This is a genomic window from Priestia sp. TRM10, from assembly GCF_057808375.1.
The window spans coordinates 175,874-188,565 of sequence record NZ_JBJZOT010000009.1; the positions used below are offsets into that span (position 1 = coordinate 175,874).

A 12,692-nucleotide genomic window follows, 5' to 3' on the forward strand; every position below is an offset into this window, starting at 1 on the left:
TCTTCCAGGTTTCTGAATTACATCGTCCATTTTTACTTTTAAAAAGCAATCTAATAACACTTCATTTCTCACCCTGTATTTCCTTCAAAAAGGAAAGATGAGAAATAAAGTGTTTTTTTTGCTCACTAAAGAGAAATAGAGACTCCCGTTCCATTCGGCACTATCCTGGCAAGTTCTAGCACATCTTTGTTATGCATACGAACGCACCCAAGAGAAACCGATTTGCCTATTGAACTTGGATCATTTGTGCCATGTATTCCATAATGAATCTTTGATAAACTAAGCCACATAGCTCCAAAAGGGCCACCTGGATTTGGCTCTCTATTTACAATTACAAATTCACCTTGTGGCGTAGCCGTTAATATTTTGCCAACAGCAATTGGGTATACTTTTACAACAGCTTCATTACTTTTTAGCGTTAAAGTCCGCTTTGTAATCGAAATTTCGATACGGTAAGGAATTTCACTTGGGTCTCTTAAATTAGGAATTGTAATAGGTTGACCAACATAAAGAATATTTGGGTTTATAATAGTTGGGTTTGCTGCAATAAGACTTGAAAGCGGTAAGCGATAATCAAAGGAAAGGCTTGTTAACGTTTCTCTCGGCTTTACGATATGAATCAACGTTCTCTTCCTTTCTATACAAAAAAATTCTCTTTTTTATCATATGTTGGAAAAACACTTTTAGGTCTACATTTACTACAGATTTTCAAAAAAGAGAAAGCCCTCTTCCTTTAGAAGAGGGCTTTCTCTTTTATATAATCACTCATTATCCTTCTTTCAATTGCTAACCATTTATATAGAAACTTATATTATATACAAGGAAAACAGCAACATATCTACATGTTTTGAAAGGTTAGAAAAGCTTCTTTGTCATTAAAACATGAGGAATATCAGCTTCCATAAATACGTCTGATTCCACTTTATATCCAAGCTTTTCATAAAAGCCTTGCGCTCTCGTTTGTGCATGAAGCTTTGTTTTCTTCAAGCCGTTTTCAGCTGCTATTTCTTCTAGCTTGGCAAGAATAACCTTACCAAGACCGTATTTTCTGTACTCTTTTAAAATACATATCCGTTCAAGCTTACCGATGTCCTCCACAACTCGCACTCTTCCTGTTCCTACAGGGGTTTCATCGTAATAAACTAAAACATGTGCACATTCGCCATCAAGTGTATCAAACTCATCAAGCTCTTCTTCCACCGACACTCCTTGCTCTTCCACAAATACCGCCACTCTTATGGAAAATGCCTGCTTTAATTCATCTTCTGTTGTAATTCTTGCTGCCTCCATTTCCTTCAGTCCTTTCTCATATTTTTATAAAACGAGTATAAGTAAAAACTAGCTTCTTGTAAACGATATCCTTTAGCAGAAGCTCTAGAGCTAGCTTTTCTCTTGCTTTCCTTTACCTTTATAACATGTTTTCCACTCGCTTAAATAAACAATATCTTCTTTATACACTGGTTCATCACTTAAAAGTGTTAAAAACTCTAAGCTATGTCCATTCGGATCAATAAAATAAACGCTTGCAGCTGGCATCCACATATGAACAATTGGCTCTATAGGCGCTTTGCCAAAGAAATCTTTTGGAATTTCAATCTCTTTCTCCCGCAGCCATTGTAAACTGGCTTCAAGATCTTTCATTTCTACACTAAAAGCAAAATGATCTCTAATCACTTCCTGACCTTCTTTAACCTCTTGCAAACCAAGCATTTGTTTCGTTTCTCCAATAAAGAAAAAAGCCCGTCTTCTTTCTTCAATTTGAAAAGCAAGCTGAAGTCCTAACATTTTATAGAAGCTAATGGATTCTTCTAAATTCTTTACTTTTAAATGTGTTTCATACAGATTTTTAATCATAGATTTCTTCCTCCTCATTCCTATTATAGAAAAAATAAGAAATCTTAATAGAAGCTCGGCAAGCAAAGTTAAAAAAATGACCAAAGACCCTATTTCTTAATTATGTCAAAATAAGGATATACTCCTATTCTCGGATAATACAACTAGATAAAAAAGGGATGAGACCATTATTTTTGACATCACCAACCAAACAAATATATTATAGTAAAGTAACAAAGGAGGTTACATGATGTCGGAAATGAATAAACAGAAAATTGTGTCAAGCGTTCCTCAGACTGGCTTCTTTGGTCATCCGAAGGGATTGTTTACACTTTTTTTCACTGAATTTTGGGAACGTTTTTCTTACTATGGAATGAGAGCTATTCTTGTTTATTACATGTATTACGAAGTGTCAAAAGGTGGACTGGGATTTGATCAGTCTACAGCTTTAGCTATTATGTCCATTTATGGCTCACTTGTGTACATGTCTGGAGTGATAGGTGGCTGGATTGCAGACCGCATACTTGGACCATCTCGGTCTGTATTTTATGGCGGTATTTTTATTATGCTCGGTCATATTGCTCTTGCTGTGCCTGGAAATATTCCAATGTTTTTTATTTCCATGGTTCTTATCGTAATTGGAACAGGAATGTTGAAGCCAAACGTCTCTAGTATTGTCGGAGATCTGTATAGTGAAACTGATGCACGACGAGATTCTGGCTTTAGTATTTTCTATATGGGAATTAACTTTGGAGCCTTTATTGCTCCCTTAATTGTCGGGGAGGTTGGAATGAAGCATAATTTCCACTTAGGATTTGCGATTGCGGCAGTCGGGATGTTCTTTGGATTACTTTTATTTATTCTCACAAAGAAAAAAAATCTTGGCCTTGCAGGTACTATTGTACCTAATCCCTTATCGCCTGCTGAGCGAAAAAGAACCACATATGTGGTGATTATAGCCCTTATTGTTATTGCAGCAGCGCTTACTTTTATGATTCCACGCGGTTGGGTTACAATTGACTCCTTCGTTACGTTTGTTGGAATACTAGGTATACTAATCCCAATTTGTTACTTTGTGACAATGTACTTCAGTTCTAAAACATCAACAGTAGAGCGTTCTAGACTTTTAGCGTACATTCCACTATTTGTGGCAGGAGTGATGTTCTGGGCAATCCAAGAACAAGGATCAACTATTTTAGCAGCATATGCAGACAATCGTACAGACTTAAGTATTGGTGGATTTTCGATTTCACCTGCATGGTTTCAGTCTCTAAACCCGTTGTTTATTATCGCCCTCTCACCGCTTTTTGCCCTTTTATGGACAAAGCTTGGTAATCGTCAACCAACAATACCGAAAAAATTCTCTATTGGTTTAGTTTTTGCTGGTCTTTCGTTTGTGGTTATTCTTATTCCAGGCACGCTCGCTGGAGAGAATGCACTTGTTAACCCCCTATGGCTTGTACTGAGCTACTTTGTTGTTGTGCTAGGAGAACTTTGTATCTCCCCTGTTGGTCTTTCAGCCACAACAAAACTAGCACCTACTGCCTTTTCAGCTCAAACGATGAGTTTATGGTTTTTAACAAACGCAGCAGCTCAGGCTCTAAATGCTTCAATTGTAGATCTTTACACACCTGAAACAGAAACCTTGTATTTTGGAATTATCGGGGGCGCTTCTATTGTCCTTGGTATTCTTCTTTTCCTTATTGCTCCGGTTATTCAACGTGCAATGAAAGGAATTCGTTAACAAAAGCCGTGGAAAATCTTTTTTCCGCGGCTTTTTTCTATCTTTTTATATGTATTAATTCAAATTGCTCGAGTACTAAAAGCATATCATCAGAGAACTCTTTTTCTATTTTTCGAAGTTCGTTTGTAAAAAACTGTTTGTGTGCCGAATACCAATGCCGATATGATCGATCTCCTTCTCCTTCTGCAAAAGCGAATTCTTCTGATACTTCATTCATTGGCATTACTTCAACTTTAGAAATTCGAATAATCGCAACAGGTTCTTCTTTGCTATTTAACACAATGCTGTATTGACCCTGCTTAGGAAGCGGTTCTTGCTCCAATTCGTAGAACAAATACCCTGAGCATGTTGCTGTTTTTACGCCTTTTATGACAAGGTCCGCTAATCCGTCTGGATCTCCCCCAAAGCTCCATGCGTTTACCTCTTTTGGTTGTTTTTTCTCTCCCCAATACATATTCCAATAGTGTAGAGTTTTTTCATTCACTTCTCTCCCCTCCTTATCAATATTTTACCATATGCATGCTAAACAAAATAAAAAAGCAGAAAGGTCTCGGCTTTTTTATTTTGTAAGATCTTTTAATTTCACAGCTTGTTCTAATGTTGAAACAATGGAAACTCGATTAAAGTTAATGCCAAGCTGTACGGCTGTTTGCGCAATCTCAGGGCGAATACCGGAAAATGTACTTGTCACACCAATTAGATTTAATGTTTCAATAAGTTGAAAGAGTTGTTGTGCCACCATTGTATCGATCATCACAACACCTGATAGATCAACAAGCAAGTGATGAATCTCACGCTCTGTACACTGTGTTAATGTGCTATCTAAAATAAACTTAGCACGAGCTGTATCAATATCTCCTACAAGCGGAAGTAGCGCTACATGTTTTGTTAAAGAAATGATAGGTGAACTTAGCTCATTAATCATCTCTTGTTGAGCTTTTAGACGAGATTCAGAGTACTTATGACTTTCTTCTGTGAACCACATAATTACTTTATTAAACGCTTTAATTGTAATGTCTTTCCATCGATTAATCTCTTCTAATGAATATTTATCTTTATATTGAGAAGCAAATTCATTAATCAGCTGTATATATTGAGTTTGTACATTAAAAAATTCTTGTAAAATAAGATGAATTGGTGTTCGTGCATGTTCTTCATCTTTGGCAATTTCTATAATCCATTCTTCAAATCTTTCATAAAAAACAGCACTTTCTTCTGAGAACAGCTTACAAAATCGTTTATGAAATTCATGGTTTTGCTTTTTCAATGTTTCTACTACGACTGGATCTGTTGAAGCATACACACCACCTCGCCCAACTTTATCAAGGTCCGCATACCAACTTTCAGTTAAATCCCATGTTCTTTCTAATAGAAAGTTATAAAGATCATCATTTCTATGCATCGTAATCTCCTGACCCTTCCCCTAAATATGTTTTGTTTTTACTATAACTTGCTACCATTCCATATGCGATGTATGGCTATAAAGCAATAACAAAGGATAACTTCACAGCATCGAAATGTTAGGGTTTTTATTTCTCTTTTAGTGCTTATTTTTATATGTAAATTTTCTATTTCTACTTTGCCTCCCTAAATTTCTACACATGAGCTTTTAATTACCCCCTTTTTTAGATAATAAAACCTCTTGTACAAAAAGTTTTAGAAAAGAGAAAAAGGGAATGCGTTCTCTGTACGATAAGTATGTTCATTGTTAAATCAAAAAGGAGAGACTGCTATGAAGATAAAAGTTGCTCATATTAAAGAAGAGCTTCAGCAAACTTTACAAGATTTGAATAAAGAAGGCTATGAAGAAGATATAAAAATACTTGTTAATAAAGATAAACATTCAAAAGAGAGTGTCAAAAATTTACTAGTAGATTCACCTTATGGCTCTTATTCTTTACTAAATACAGTAAAAAGTATATTACCATCAAAGATAGAACAGCTCTCTAAAATATTAGCGTTTGAACAGCTTTCCTCTCAAGATGTAGAAAAGTACATAGAAGACTTGGAAGAAGGAAAGTATGTAATTATAGCTTCTTCAAGCATTACCTAAATTCAGGTCCCTCTCTTTTCAACGAGAGGGTTTTTTTATGCCCTATTGTTAGTTCTATGTATAGCGAACGAATGATTCATACATTCTTTTACCGTTTTTGGGCATTGTATGAAAATGAGCTTTTTAGAAGGAGCCGATTATGATGGTTAAGCTAATCAAAAAAAGTGCAGTAGCCCTTTTAATTTTGTTAGTACTTCTGCTTATTATGATAAAAGACGTTCAACAAGGGCAAAAACACTATACCGAAACACATCCCGCATGGGAAACTCCTGTTTATAACGGAAACATTTCGCTCTATAAAAAGGGGCAAACTTTATTTTCGACTCTCTTTCAAGATATAAAGAAATCAAAAAGCTCTGTTTATCTTCACTTTTATATTCTTCGCAATGATGCACTTACAAAGCGCCTTTTTTCTCTCTTAAAAGAAAAAGCAAGGCAGGGACTTAACGTTTATCTTTCTGTAGACTTAATCGGCGGTCATGAACTTACAAGAGAAAGCATTGAGCAATTAAAAAAGTCTAATGTAAAGGTTTCATTCAGCCGAAAAATCTCCGCTGCACATCCTTTTTATAGTGTTCACCACCGCAATCATCGACGCATAGCTGTGATTGATTCATCTATTGGTTATGTTGGTGGATTCAACGTTGGTGAAGAATATCTTGGCCACGAGAAAAAGCTCGGAAAATGGCATGATTATCATGTCCGAATAACAGGAGAAGGCATAAACACACTAGAGGAACAGTTTCTTCTTGATTGGAAGGAAGATAGTAAGGAAAGCATTCCTTCCTCATCTTCACACAACACTGTAAAAGGTGGAGAGGCTTCTTATCGTTTTTTATTTACTTCTGGTTCAGGGATGGAGAACCGGATGAAAAAATGGATAAAGGAAGCAAATTCATCTTTTTTCGTTGCTACGCCTTATTTTCTCCCTCCTCGTTCTATTATAAATGAGCTTGAACAAGCAATAAAACGAGGAGTTCACGTCACCATTCTAGTTCCAGAGAAAACGGATGCACGCCTTTTCGCACGCCCTCCCTCTTATCAAAAGCTAAAAATGCTTGTAGATAAAGGTGCTGATGTTTATGTTTATAATCACGGCTTTTTTCATGGAAAAGTACTTGTAAAAGATGAAGAATTTGTGGATATCGGAACAGCAAACGGAGACTCACGCAGTTTCTTCTTAAATGATGAATCAAACTGCATCATTTATGATAAGCAATTTATACAAAAAATGAAAAACAACTTAAAAAAAGATATAGAAAACTCCAAACACGTTGATCAGTCTTATTTCGAATCACTTCCTTTTTGGAATAAATGGTTTCAAAACGTTCCAGAATTTCTTCAATATTATTTTTAAAGCCTTCTATTCTTAACTTTACCTTAACTACAAGCCTTACCTCTTTCAGGTGCTTAACAAAAGCGGTAAAATGGAAATAAGGTAAAAAATGGAGGTTACATATGTTTATTCAAAATATTCACGGTGTCTTTCTTGCTATTTTAGGTCTTGGTCTTATTTTTATGTCCTATTTTATTCGTCATATTACAGAATACGGAAGTTACTTTGGCATTATTGGTGGTCTTTTGCTTATTATGGGTCTTATTTTAATCCCTGAAGAGCCTGCTAAACGTAGAGATGATAGATGATTTATTGTCTTTATTCTTTAGGAAATCATTCATAACTAGCATTCCATCTTCTCTTTTTGGTACACTATTTATATAAACCTTTTCTTTTTATGAATAAATAGGTTGCTTCTGCCCCCTACTTTTCAGTAAGATATTAAAGTGAGTAAAGGTAAAGTTTCGAAATGAGGGTTGGAAATGAATAAAACTTCCATATATGGATTAACATTAGATGGATTAACTTCGTGGCTTGTAGAGAACGGTCAAAAAAAGTTCCGAGCTGCGCAAATTTGGGATTGGCTTTATAAAAAGCGCGTCACAGATTTTTCAGAGATGAAAAATTTAAATAAAGACTGTATTGACTTACTTGAACAACATTTTGTTATTCAAACACTTGAACAAGCCGTAAAACAGGAATCAAAAGATGGTACAATTAAGTTTCTCTTTAAATTACAAGATGGAAACTTAATCGAAACAGTACTAATGCGATTCAACTACGGCCTTTCTGTTTGTGTAACAACACAAGTTGGCTGTAACATCGGCTGTACGTTCTGTGCAAGTGGACTTCTTAAGAAGAACCGTGATCTTTCAAGCGGTGAAATTGTGGAGCAAATTATGAACGTTCAGCACCATCTTGATTCACAAGGCAAGGATGAGCGTGTTAGTCATATCGTTGTGATGGGAATTGGAGAACCATTTGATAACTATGACAATATGATGGATTTCTTCCGCGTTATTAATGATCAAAAGGGACTTTCTATTGGAGCACGTCATATTACTGTATCAACAAGTGGACTTGCTCATAAAATTCGTGAGTTTGCAGATGAAAACATTCAGATTAACTTAGCTGTTTCACTGCATGCACCAAACAACGATCTTCGTACACGCATTATGAAAATTAACAAAGCATACCCGCTTGAAAAGTTAATGCCTGCCATTGACTACTATTTAGAAAAAACAAATCGACGTATCACATTTGAGTACATCCTATTGCACGATGTGAATGATCATAAGGAAGAAGCTATTCAGCTTGCAAAGCTATTAAAAAATAAACGTCACCTTTCTTACGTTAACCTTATTCCTTATAACCCAGTTGATGAACACAACCAATATCAACGAAGCACAAAAGAAGCTATTGTTGAATTTTATGGAACGCTGATGGAACATGGCATTAACTGCGGTGTGCGCGCTGAGCAAGGAACAGATATTGACGCAGCGTGTGGTCAGCTTCGAAGCAAGCAAATCAAAAAGAACAAAGTAACTTCTTAAAAAACCTCTCCTCTTATGAGAGGTTTTTTTATGGTCTATCTTATAACAAACAACAAGACAAACTATCTTATTTTTGTTTTAATAAAAAAATAAGATGGAAAACTTATAAAAGATGTATTTTTAAATGAGGAGCAAACTAACATGAATGAACAAACAGAAAAATATTGTAAAGAATCTTTAGTTGTTCGAACTAGTCGCGTATTTCCTTTAGATACGAACAACCATAACACGCTTTTCGGGGGAAAATTGATGAGCTATATTGATGATGTTGCCTCCATTTCGGCTGCTCGCCATTCGCGAGGCGAAACTGTGACAGCTTCGACAGATTCCGTTGACTTCTTGTCACCTATAAGACCTGAGCATTCTGTCTGCTTAGAATCTTACGTAACATGGGTTGGAACATCTTCTATGGAAGTATTCGTAAAAATTATTGCGGAGACATTAAAAACAGGTGAACGTCGTCTTGCCGCTACTTCTTTCTTAACTTTTGTAGCTCTAGACGAAAACGGAAAGCCGAAAAGAGTGCCACGCGTTATTCCACAATCAGATGAGGAAATTATGCTTCATAATACAGCAAAACAACGAGCAGAAGAACGAAAAAACCGACGCAAACATAGTCAAGCACTTGCTCAAGCTATCGGAACAGACCAACCTTGGTCATAATATAACAAGACCCTTTCACATTATGTGAAAGGGTCTTTTATTGGAAAAAATTACATTGTATGAGAGCAATAAAAAAAACACATTCTACACTTACAAGGAGGTGATACACATGGCAAACCGTAATAAATTAGTCGTTTCAGGTGCTGAACAAGCTATCGACCAAATGAAATACGAAATCGCTTCTGAGTTTGGCGTTCAATTAGGCGCTGATACTACAGCTCGTTCTAACGGTTCAGTAGGAGGCGAGATCACAAAACGTCTTGTTGCTTCTGCTCAACAACAATTATCAGGAACACAACGCTAATCTCCATTAGCAATTGAATAGTTTTGGCTATAGACTACCCGTCATTCGGGTAGTCTTTCTTTATTGTAAAGAAATGACTAATTCCCTTTTAGTTGCCGGATATATCCTGTATACTGTAGGAAAGATGCATACCCTTACGTTTCTAAAATATGAACTTGTGATTAAGGAAGCTATCTAGCTTTATAGGTACGATCTATTAAAACTAAATTATCAGGGACAAATCTGTTCTATCCCCTCATAATTTGAAAGGGGCACGTGGAGAACATGACATTATTAGAAATAAAAAAAATGCTTTTTGAATTAACAGTCCCTCCCTTCTCTGAAGCTTATGTCACGAAAACCCTATCTTCGTCAAATATGCAAATTTTGTCAGTTTGTTATTCTAAACGAAGAGATGTATTTCAAATTGCTTATATGACAACAGAACATCCTAGAGAGTACCGAAACCTTGATCAAGCAGCAAATCATATCTATGCAATTATGAAAGCAGCTGGATAAAAATAACTTTCCACCCTTTTTTATAAATATAATCCCTTCTCCTTTTTATTTCTTATTATAATGAAGAAAAAGGAGATGAATGGTATGAATATTTCACAAAAAAGATGGGAAGGAACGTTTATTACACTAGTTCCAATGATTTTTGAACACTGGGAGGAATTGCACCGTATTGCACAAGAAAATAAGATTTGGACACATCTTCCAAATAATCTTAAAAAGGCAGAAAGTATGCAAAAGTTTGTGCAAGAAGCATTATCTCAAAAACAAAAGAAGATAGAGTTTCCCTTTGTTATTTTAGAAAGGAAAACAAATAAAGTAGTCGGCACAACTCGGTTTCTAAATATATCAGAAAAAAACCGAAGCCTAGAAATCGGCTGGACGTGGTTCTCTCCCTCTGTATGGGGCACAAACTGCAACAAAGAAACAAAGTATTTGCTCTTAAAGTATTGTTTTGAAACATTGAACATTGGCCGTGTTCAATTTAAAACAGATGAACGTAATATCCGTTCTCAAAAGGCAATTGAAAAAATTGGTGGTATCAAAGAAGGGATTTTGCGCAATCATATGATTCGTAAAGATGGCTCTTATCGTAATTCTGTGTTTTACAGCATTATTGATAAAGAGTGGCCAGCTGTAAAAGAAAAACTAGAAAGCAGTCTTTACTCTTCTTGTAAGCCGTTTTTTACATAAGGAGAAAAGCGAGAATCCTATTTCTCGCTTTTGTTCACTCTTCCCTTTCCCTTTTTTTCTTCTTTCAAACTTCCTTTTATTCTTTTAACAAAAATTTATGATTCCTTATCCTTCCCTTCTTAATAGAGCGTTTTTATATCCTTTCTATCACTAAACAAAAAAGTTTTGGACCCTTTTTATCCTTTTTTCACTTCATAACTTCTCTTATCATCTCCCTTCTCTCTTTATATAATGAATATTTTTCCTATTATGAAGACATTCGTACAAGCTTTTTCTTTTATTCTTTCATACAATAAAGAGAGGTGATGATATAGTGAAAATTTTCATTGACCCTGGTCATGGAGGGACAGACAGCGGAGCTGCTAGCAACGGCTTACTAGAAAAAAACTTAACATGGCAAATTGCTTCTGCCGTTCGAAATATGTTGGTAAATGAATATGAAGACGTTTACGTTCTTATGAGCCGTACAGGAGATCAAACCGTTTCTTTAACGGCAAGAACAAATGCTGCGAATGCTTGGAATGCAGATTACTATTTGTCAATCCACATTAATGCAGGAGGCGGAACAGGATACGAGGATTACGTTTTTCCAGGGATCGGCGCTCCTACTACAACATATCAAAACCTTATTCATGAAGAGGTTTTAAAATCTGTGGATTTTGCCAATCGAGGTAAGAAAACAGCAAATTTTCATGTTTTGCGTGAAACAAATATGCCTGCTATTTTAACGGAGAATGGATTTATTGATAATGCCAATGATGTCGCTAAGTTGAGAAATGCAAGCTTTATTACTTCTATCGCCCGTGGGCATGTAAATGGATTAGCTCGTGCTTTTAATCTTCAGCGAAAACAGCAAACATCACTTTTCAAAGTTCAAATTGGGGCTTTCTCTTCACGAGAAAATGCCGAACGGTTAGCATCTGAAGCAGAGACAAAAGGATTTTCGAGTTTTATTGCTACTGAGAACAATCTCTTTAAAGTTCAAATTGGGGCTTTCTCTTCACGAGAAAATGCTGAAGCTTTATCTGTAAGAGCTAAAAATGCAGGATTCGAGGTCACAATCATTCAATAGCAGAAAGCGCTCTTTCTAGTAAAGAGCGCTTTCGTTTTCTCTGATTTTTTGGGTATACAAAACAGTTTCTGGTTTTCCAAGAGCTGCATGGCCCATTTTTTTATTATAATACAAATCAATTTTCACATTTTTCACTTCATATTTTTCATCCATATGTTGGAGCTCATCAAGAAATGGGATAAGATGATTTGTAACATCAAATTCACATGCTCCATTTTGTAGATAGTAAATTTCAGGGACGTACTTTCTAGATTTAAAAAATTGGACAACATTGATTCGATTGCCAAATCTATTGATTACTTCTTCAGTTGTTAGACCTTGATATGATAAGTTAAATACACTCTGTACAGGAGTCTTTAACCATCTTGTTAAACAGGTTTGAGGATTGTTAACAAGCGCTTTAGATCCTCGTATATACCCTGCTAAAATCATAGACATAAATCCTCCGCCAGAAGAACCGTAAAAAACAACATCTTTTGTTTCATATTGAATTTTTTTAAAGAGTTTAAGTAAAATAAGCGCAATTTCTTCTAAATAGAATCGCTCTGCTGTGCCTTGTCCCCATCCTAGTGGAAGTTTTCCTAAATAAAGCGTTGGATCATTATAGTAAATAACAGAGTCTTTAAAATCATCCATCCAAGAGTGACGTTGGAAATAGGGTGGGCCGTTTGGCATTTCCATGTTTGCTCCTCCACCTGATCCTAAAATAAGCATATTTTTTTCTCCGCTTTTTAACTTAATAAGAAACTCGTAGCTGACTCCTCTCCAATTAATCTCCAAAATAACTGGAACATCAAGAGGAATGTAAAGAGAATCAAATTCTGCAAAGTCTATTTGTATTTTTCTATATTTATCAAGCATTCACATTTCTCCTTTTCCGGTATGCTTTCTACTTATTCTATTCTTTTATTTTTAAAAGGTTTGGACTTTCTAAAATGTCTTATAT

Annotated in this window: 16 protein-coding genes; 10 read left to right on the plus strand and 6 right to left on the minus strand. The window is 35.6% G+C overall.

The genetic code is table 11. The features are described 5' to 3' along the window. Positions 1 to 125 precede the first annotated feature (125 nt). The 3 genes from ACK3CR_RS07790 to ACK3CR_RS07800 form a co-directional block, all read right to left on the minus strand. On the minus strand, positions 126 to 623 hold the full coding sequence (locus ACK3CR_RS07790; RefSeq protein WP_243519753.1) for a L,D-transpeptidase family protein: 498 nt from the start codon (positions 621 to 623) through the stop codon (positions 126 to 128). Between the two features lie 232 nt (positions 624 to 855). Beyond that, a complete protein-coding gene (locus ACK3CR_RS07795; RefSeq protein ID WP_243519750.1) occupies positions 856 to 1,290 on the minus strand; it encodes a GNAT family N-acetyltransferase in 435 nt (144 codons plus the stop codon). Between the two features lie 90 nt (positions 1,291 to 1,380). Then, positions 1,381 to 1,854 (minus strand): VOC family protein, encoded by a 474-nt coding sequence (locus ACK3CR_RS07800; protein ID WP_488975205.1) that lies wholly within the window; start codon positions 1,852 to 1,854, stop codon positions 1,381 to 1,383. 229 nt (positions 1,855 to 2,083) lie between these two features. On the opposite strand from ACK3CR_RS07800, the gene ACK3CR_RS07805 reads away from it, so the two are divergent. Next, positions 2,084 to 3,577 (plus strand): peptide MFS transporter, encoded by a 1,494-nt coding sequence (locus tag ACK3CR_RS07805; protein ID WP_243519746.1) that lies wholly within the window; start codon positions 2,084 to 2,086, stop codon positions 3,575 to 3,577. 37 nt (positions 3,578 to 3,614) lie between these two features. Here ACK3CR_RS07805 and ACK3CR_RS07810 read toward each other — a convergent pair whose 3' ends face one another. Both ACK3CR_RS07810 and ACK3CR_RS07815 read right to left on the minus strand, forming a co-directional pair. Then, positions 3,615 to 4,031: an ASCH domain-containing protein gene (locus ACK3CR_RS07810; protein WP_243520795.1), complete on the minus strand. Its 417-nt coding sequence runs from the start codon at positions 4,029 to 4,031 to the stop codon at positions 3,615 to 3,617. A 105-nt stretch (positions 4,032 to 4,136) separates the two neighbouring features. Continuing rightward, positions 4,137 to 4,979 (minus strand): STAS domain-containing protein, encoded by an 843-nt coding sequence (locus ACK3CR_RS07815; RefSeq protein WP_488975206.1) that lies wholly within the window; start codon positions 4,977 to 4,979, stop codon positions 4,137 to 4,139. Between the two features lie 330 nt (positions 4,980 to 5,309). On the opposite strand from ACK3CR_RS07815, the gene ACK3CR_RS07820 reads away from it, so the two are divergent. From ACK3CR_RS07820 to ACK3CR_RS07860, 9 genes are all read left to right on the plus strand, one after another. Then, positions 5,310 to 5,630 (plus strand): general stress protein, encoded by a 321-nt coding sequence (locus tag ACK3CR_RS07820; RefSeq protein WP_243519742.1) that lies wholly within the window; start codon positions 5,310 to 5,312, stop codon positions 5,628 to 5,630. Positions 5,631 to 5,769: 139 nt separating this feature from the next. Then, positions 5,770 to 6,987: a phospholipase D-like domain-containing protein gene (locus ACK3CR_RS07825; protein WP_328124360.1), complete on the plus strand. Its 1,218-nt coding sequence runs from the start codon at positions 5,770 to 5,772 to the stop codon at positions 6,985 to 6,987. Positions 6,988 to 7,088: 101 nt separating this feature from the next. After that, complete coding sequence (locus ACK3CR_RS07830; RefSeq protein ID WP_243519738.1) at positions 7,089 to 7,274, plus strand: hypothetical protein; 186 nt, start codon at positions 7,089 to 7,091, stop codon at positions 7,272 to 7,274. Positions 7,275 to 7,448: 174 nt separating this feature from the next. After that, positions 7,449 to 8,519: a dual-specificity RNA methyltransferase RlmN gene (gene rlmN, locus ACK3CR_RS07835; protein WP_040061103.1), complete on the plus strand. Its 1,071-nt coding sequence runs from the start codon at positions 7,449 to 7,451 to the stop codon at positions 8,517 to 8,519. Positions 8,520 to 8,660: 141 nt separating this feature from the next. Next, a complete protein-coding gene (locus tag ACK3CR_RS07840) occupies positions 8,661 to 9,182 on the plus strand; it encodes an acyl-CoA thioesterase (protein WP_019395628.1) in 522 nt (173 codons plus the stop codon). Positions 9,183 to 9,291: 109 nt separating this feature from the next. Next, a complete protein-coding gene (locus ACK3CR_RS07845; RefSeq protein WP_019395629.1) occupies positions 9,292 to 9,486 on the plus strand; it encodes an alpha/beta-type small acid-soluble spore protein in 195 nt (64 codons plus the stop codon). Positions 9,487 to 9,750: 264 nt separating this feature from the next. Then, positions 9,751 to 9,984: a hypothetical protein gene (locus ACK3CR_RS07850; RefSeq protein ID WP_019395630.1), complete on the plus strand. Its 234-nt coding sequence runs from the start codon at positions 9,751 to 9,753 to the stop codon at positions 9,982 to 9,984. Between the two features lie 84 nt (positions 9,985 to 10,068). Beyond that, positions 10,069 to 10,674: a GNAT family N-acetyltransferase gene (locus tag ACK3CR_RS07855; RefSeq protein WP_328124367.1), complete on the plus strand. Its 606-nt coding sequence runs from the start codon at positions 10,069 to 10,071 to the stop codon at positions 10,672 to 10,674. A gap of 310 nt (positions 10,675 to 10,984) precedes the next feature. Further along, positions 10,985 to 11,746 (plus strand): N-acetylmuramoyl-L-alanine amidase, encoded by a 762-nt coding sequence (locus tag ACK3CR_RS07860; protein ID WP_243520793.1) that lies wholly within the window; start codon positions 10,985 to 10,987, stop codon positions 11,744 to 11,746. Between the two features lie 15 nt (positions 11,747 to 11,761). Here the strand turns inward: ACK3CR_RS07860 and ACK3CR_RS07865 are convergent, their stop codons facing one another. After that, the gene (locus ACK3CR_RS07865; RefSeq protein ID WP_243519733.1) at positions 11,762 to 12,607 is read right to left on the minus strand and encodes a glycosyl transferase family 2; all 846 of its coding nucleotides are present in this window, start codon (positions 12,605 to 12,607) and stop codon (positions 11,762 to 11,764) included. Between the last annotated feature and the right edge of the window lie 85 nt (positions 12,608 to 12,692).

What these genes read in the sequence shown, in the direction of transcription:
- ACK3CR_RS07795 (WP_243519750.1), bottom strand. Translation starts at nt 1,290, where the DNA reads ATGGAGGCAGCAAGAATTACAACAGAAGATGAATTAAAGCAGGCATTT.
- ACK3CR_RS07800 (WP_488975205.1), bottom strand. Translation starts at nt 1,854, where the DNA reads ATGATTAAAAATCTGTATGAAACACATTTAAAAGTAAAGAATTTAGAA.
- ACK3CR_RS07805 (WP_243519746.1), top strand. Translation starts at nt 2,084, where the DNA reads ATGTCGGAAATGAATAAACAGAAAATTGTGTCAAGCGTTCCTCAGACT.
- ACK3CR_RS07810 (WP_243520795.1), bottom strand. Translation starts at nt 4,031, where the DNA reads ATGTATTGGGGAGAGAAAAAACAACCAAAAGAGGTAAACGCATGGAGC.
- ACK3CR_RS07815 (WP_488975206.1), bottom strand. Translation starts at nt 4,979, where the DNA reads ATGCATAGAAATGATGATCTTTATAACTTTCTATTAGAAAGAACATGG.
- ACK3CR_RS07820 (WP_243519742.1), top strand. Translation starts at nt 5,310, where the DNA reads ATGAAGATAAAAGTTGCTCATATTAAAGAAGAGCTTCAGCAAACTTTA.
- ACK3CR_RS07825 (WP_328124360.1), top strand. Translation starts at nt 5,770, where the DNA reads ATGATGGTTAAGCTAATCAAAAAAAGTGCAGTAGCCCTTTTAATTTTG.
- ACK3CR_RS07830 (WP_243519738.1), top strand. Translation starts at nt 7,089, where the DNA reads ATGTTTATTCAAAATATTCACGGTGTCTTTCTTGCTATTTTAGGTCTT.
- rlmN (WP_040061103.1), top strand. Translation starts at nt 7,449, where the DNA reads ATGAATAAAACTTCCATATATGGATTAACATTAGATGGATTAACTTCG.
- ACK3CR_RS07840 (WP_019395628.1), top strand. Translation starts at nt 8,661, where the DNA reads ATGAATGAACAAACAGAAAAATATTGTAAAGAATCTTTAGTTGTTCGA.
- ACK3CR_RS07845 (WP_019395629.1), top strand. Translation starts at nt 9,292, where the DNA reads ATGGCAAACCGTAATAAATTAGTCGTTTCAGGTGCTGAACAAGCTATC.
- ACK3CR_RS07850 (WP_019395630.1), top strand. Translation starts at nt 9,751, where the DNA reads ATGACATTATTAGAAATAAAAAAAATGCTTTTTGAATTAACAGTCCCT.
- ACK3CR_RS07855 (WP_328124367.1), top strand. Translation starts at nt 10,069, where the DNA reads ATGAATATTTCACAAAAAAGATGGGAAGGAACGTTTATTACACTAGTT.
- ACK3CR_RS07865 (WP_243519733.1), bottom strand. Translation starts at nt 12,607, where the DNA reads ATGCTTGATAAATATAGAAAAATACAAATAGACTTTGCAGAATTTGAT.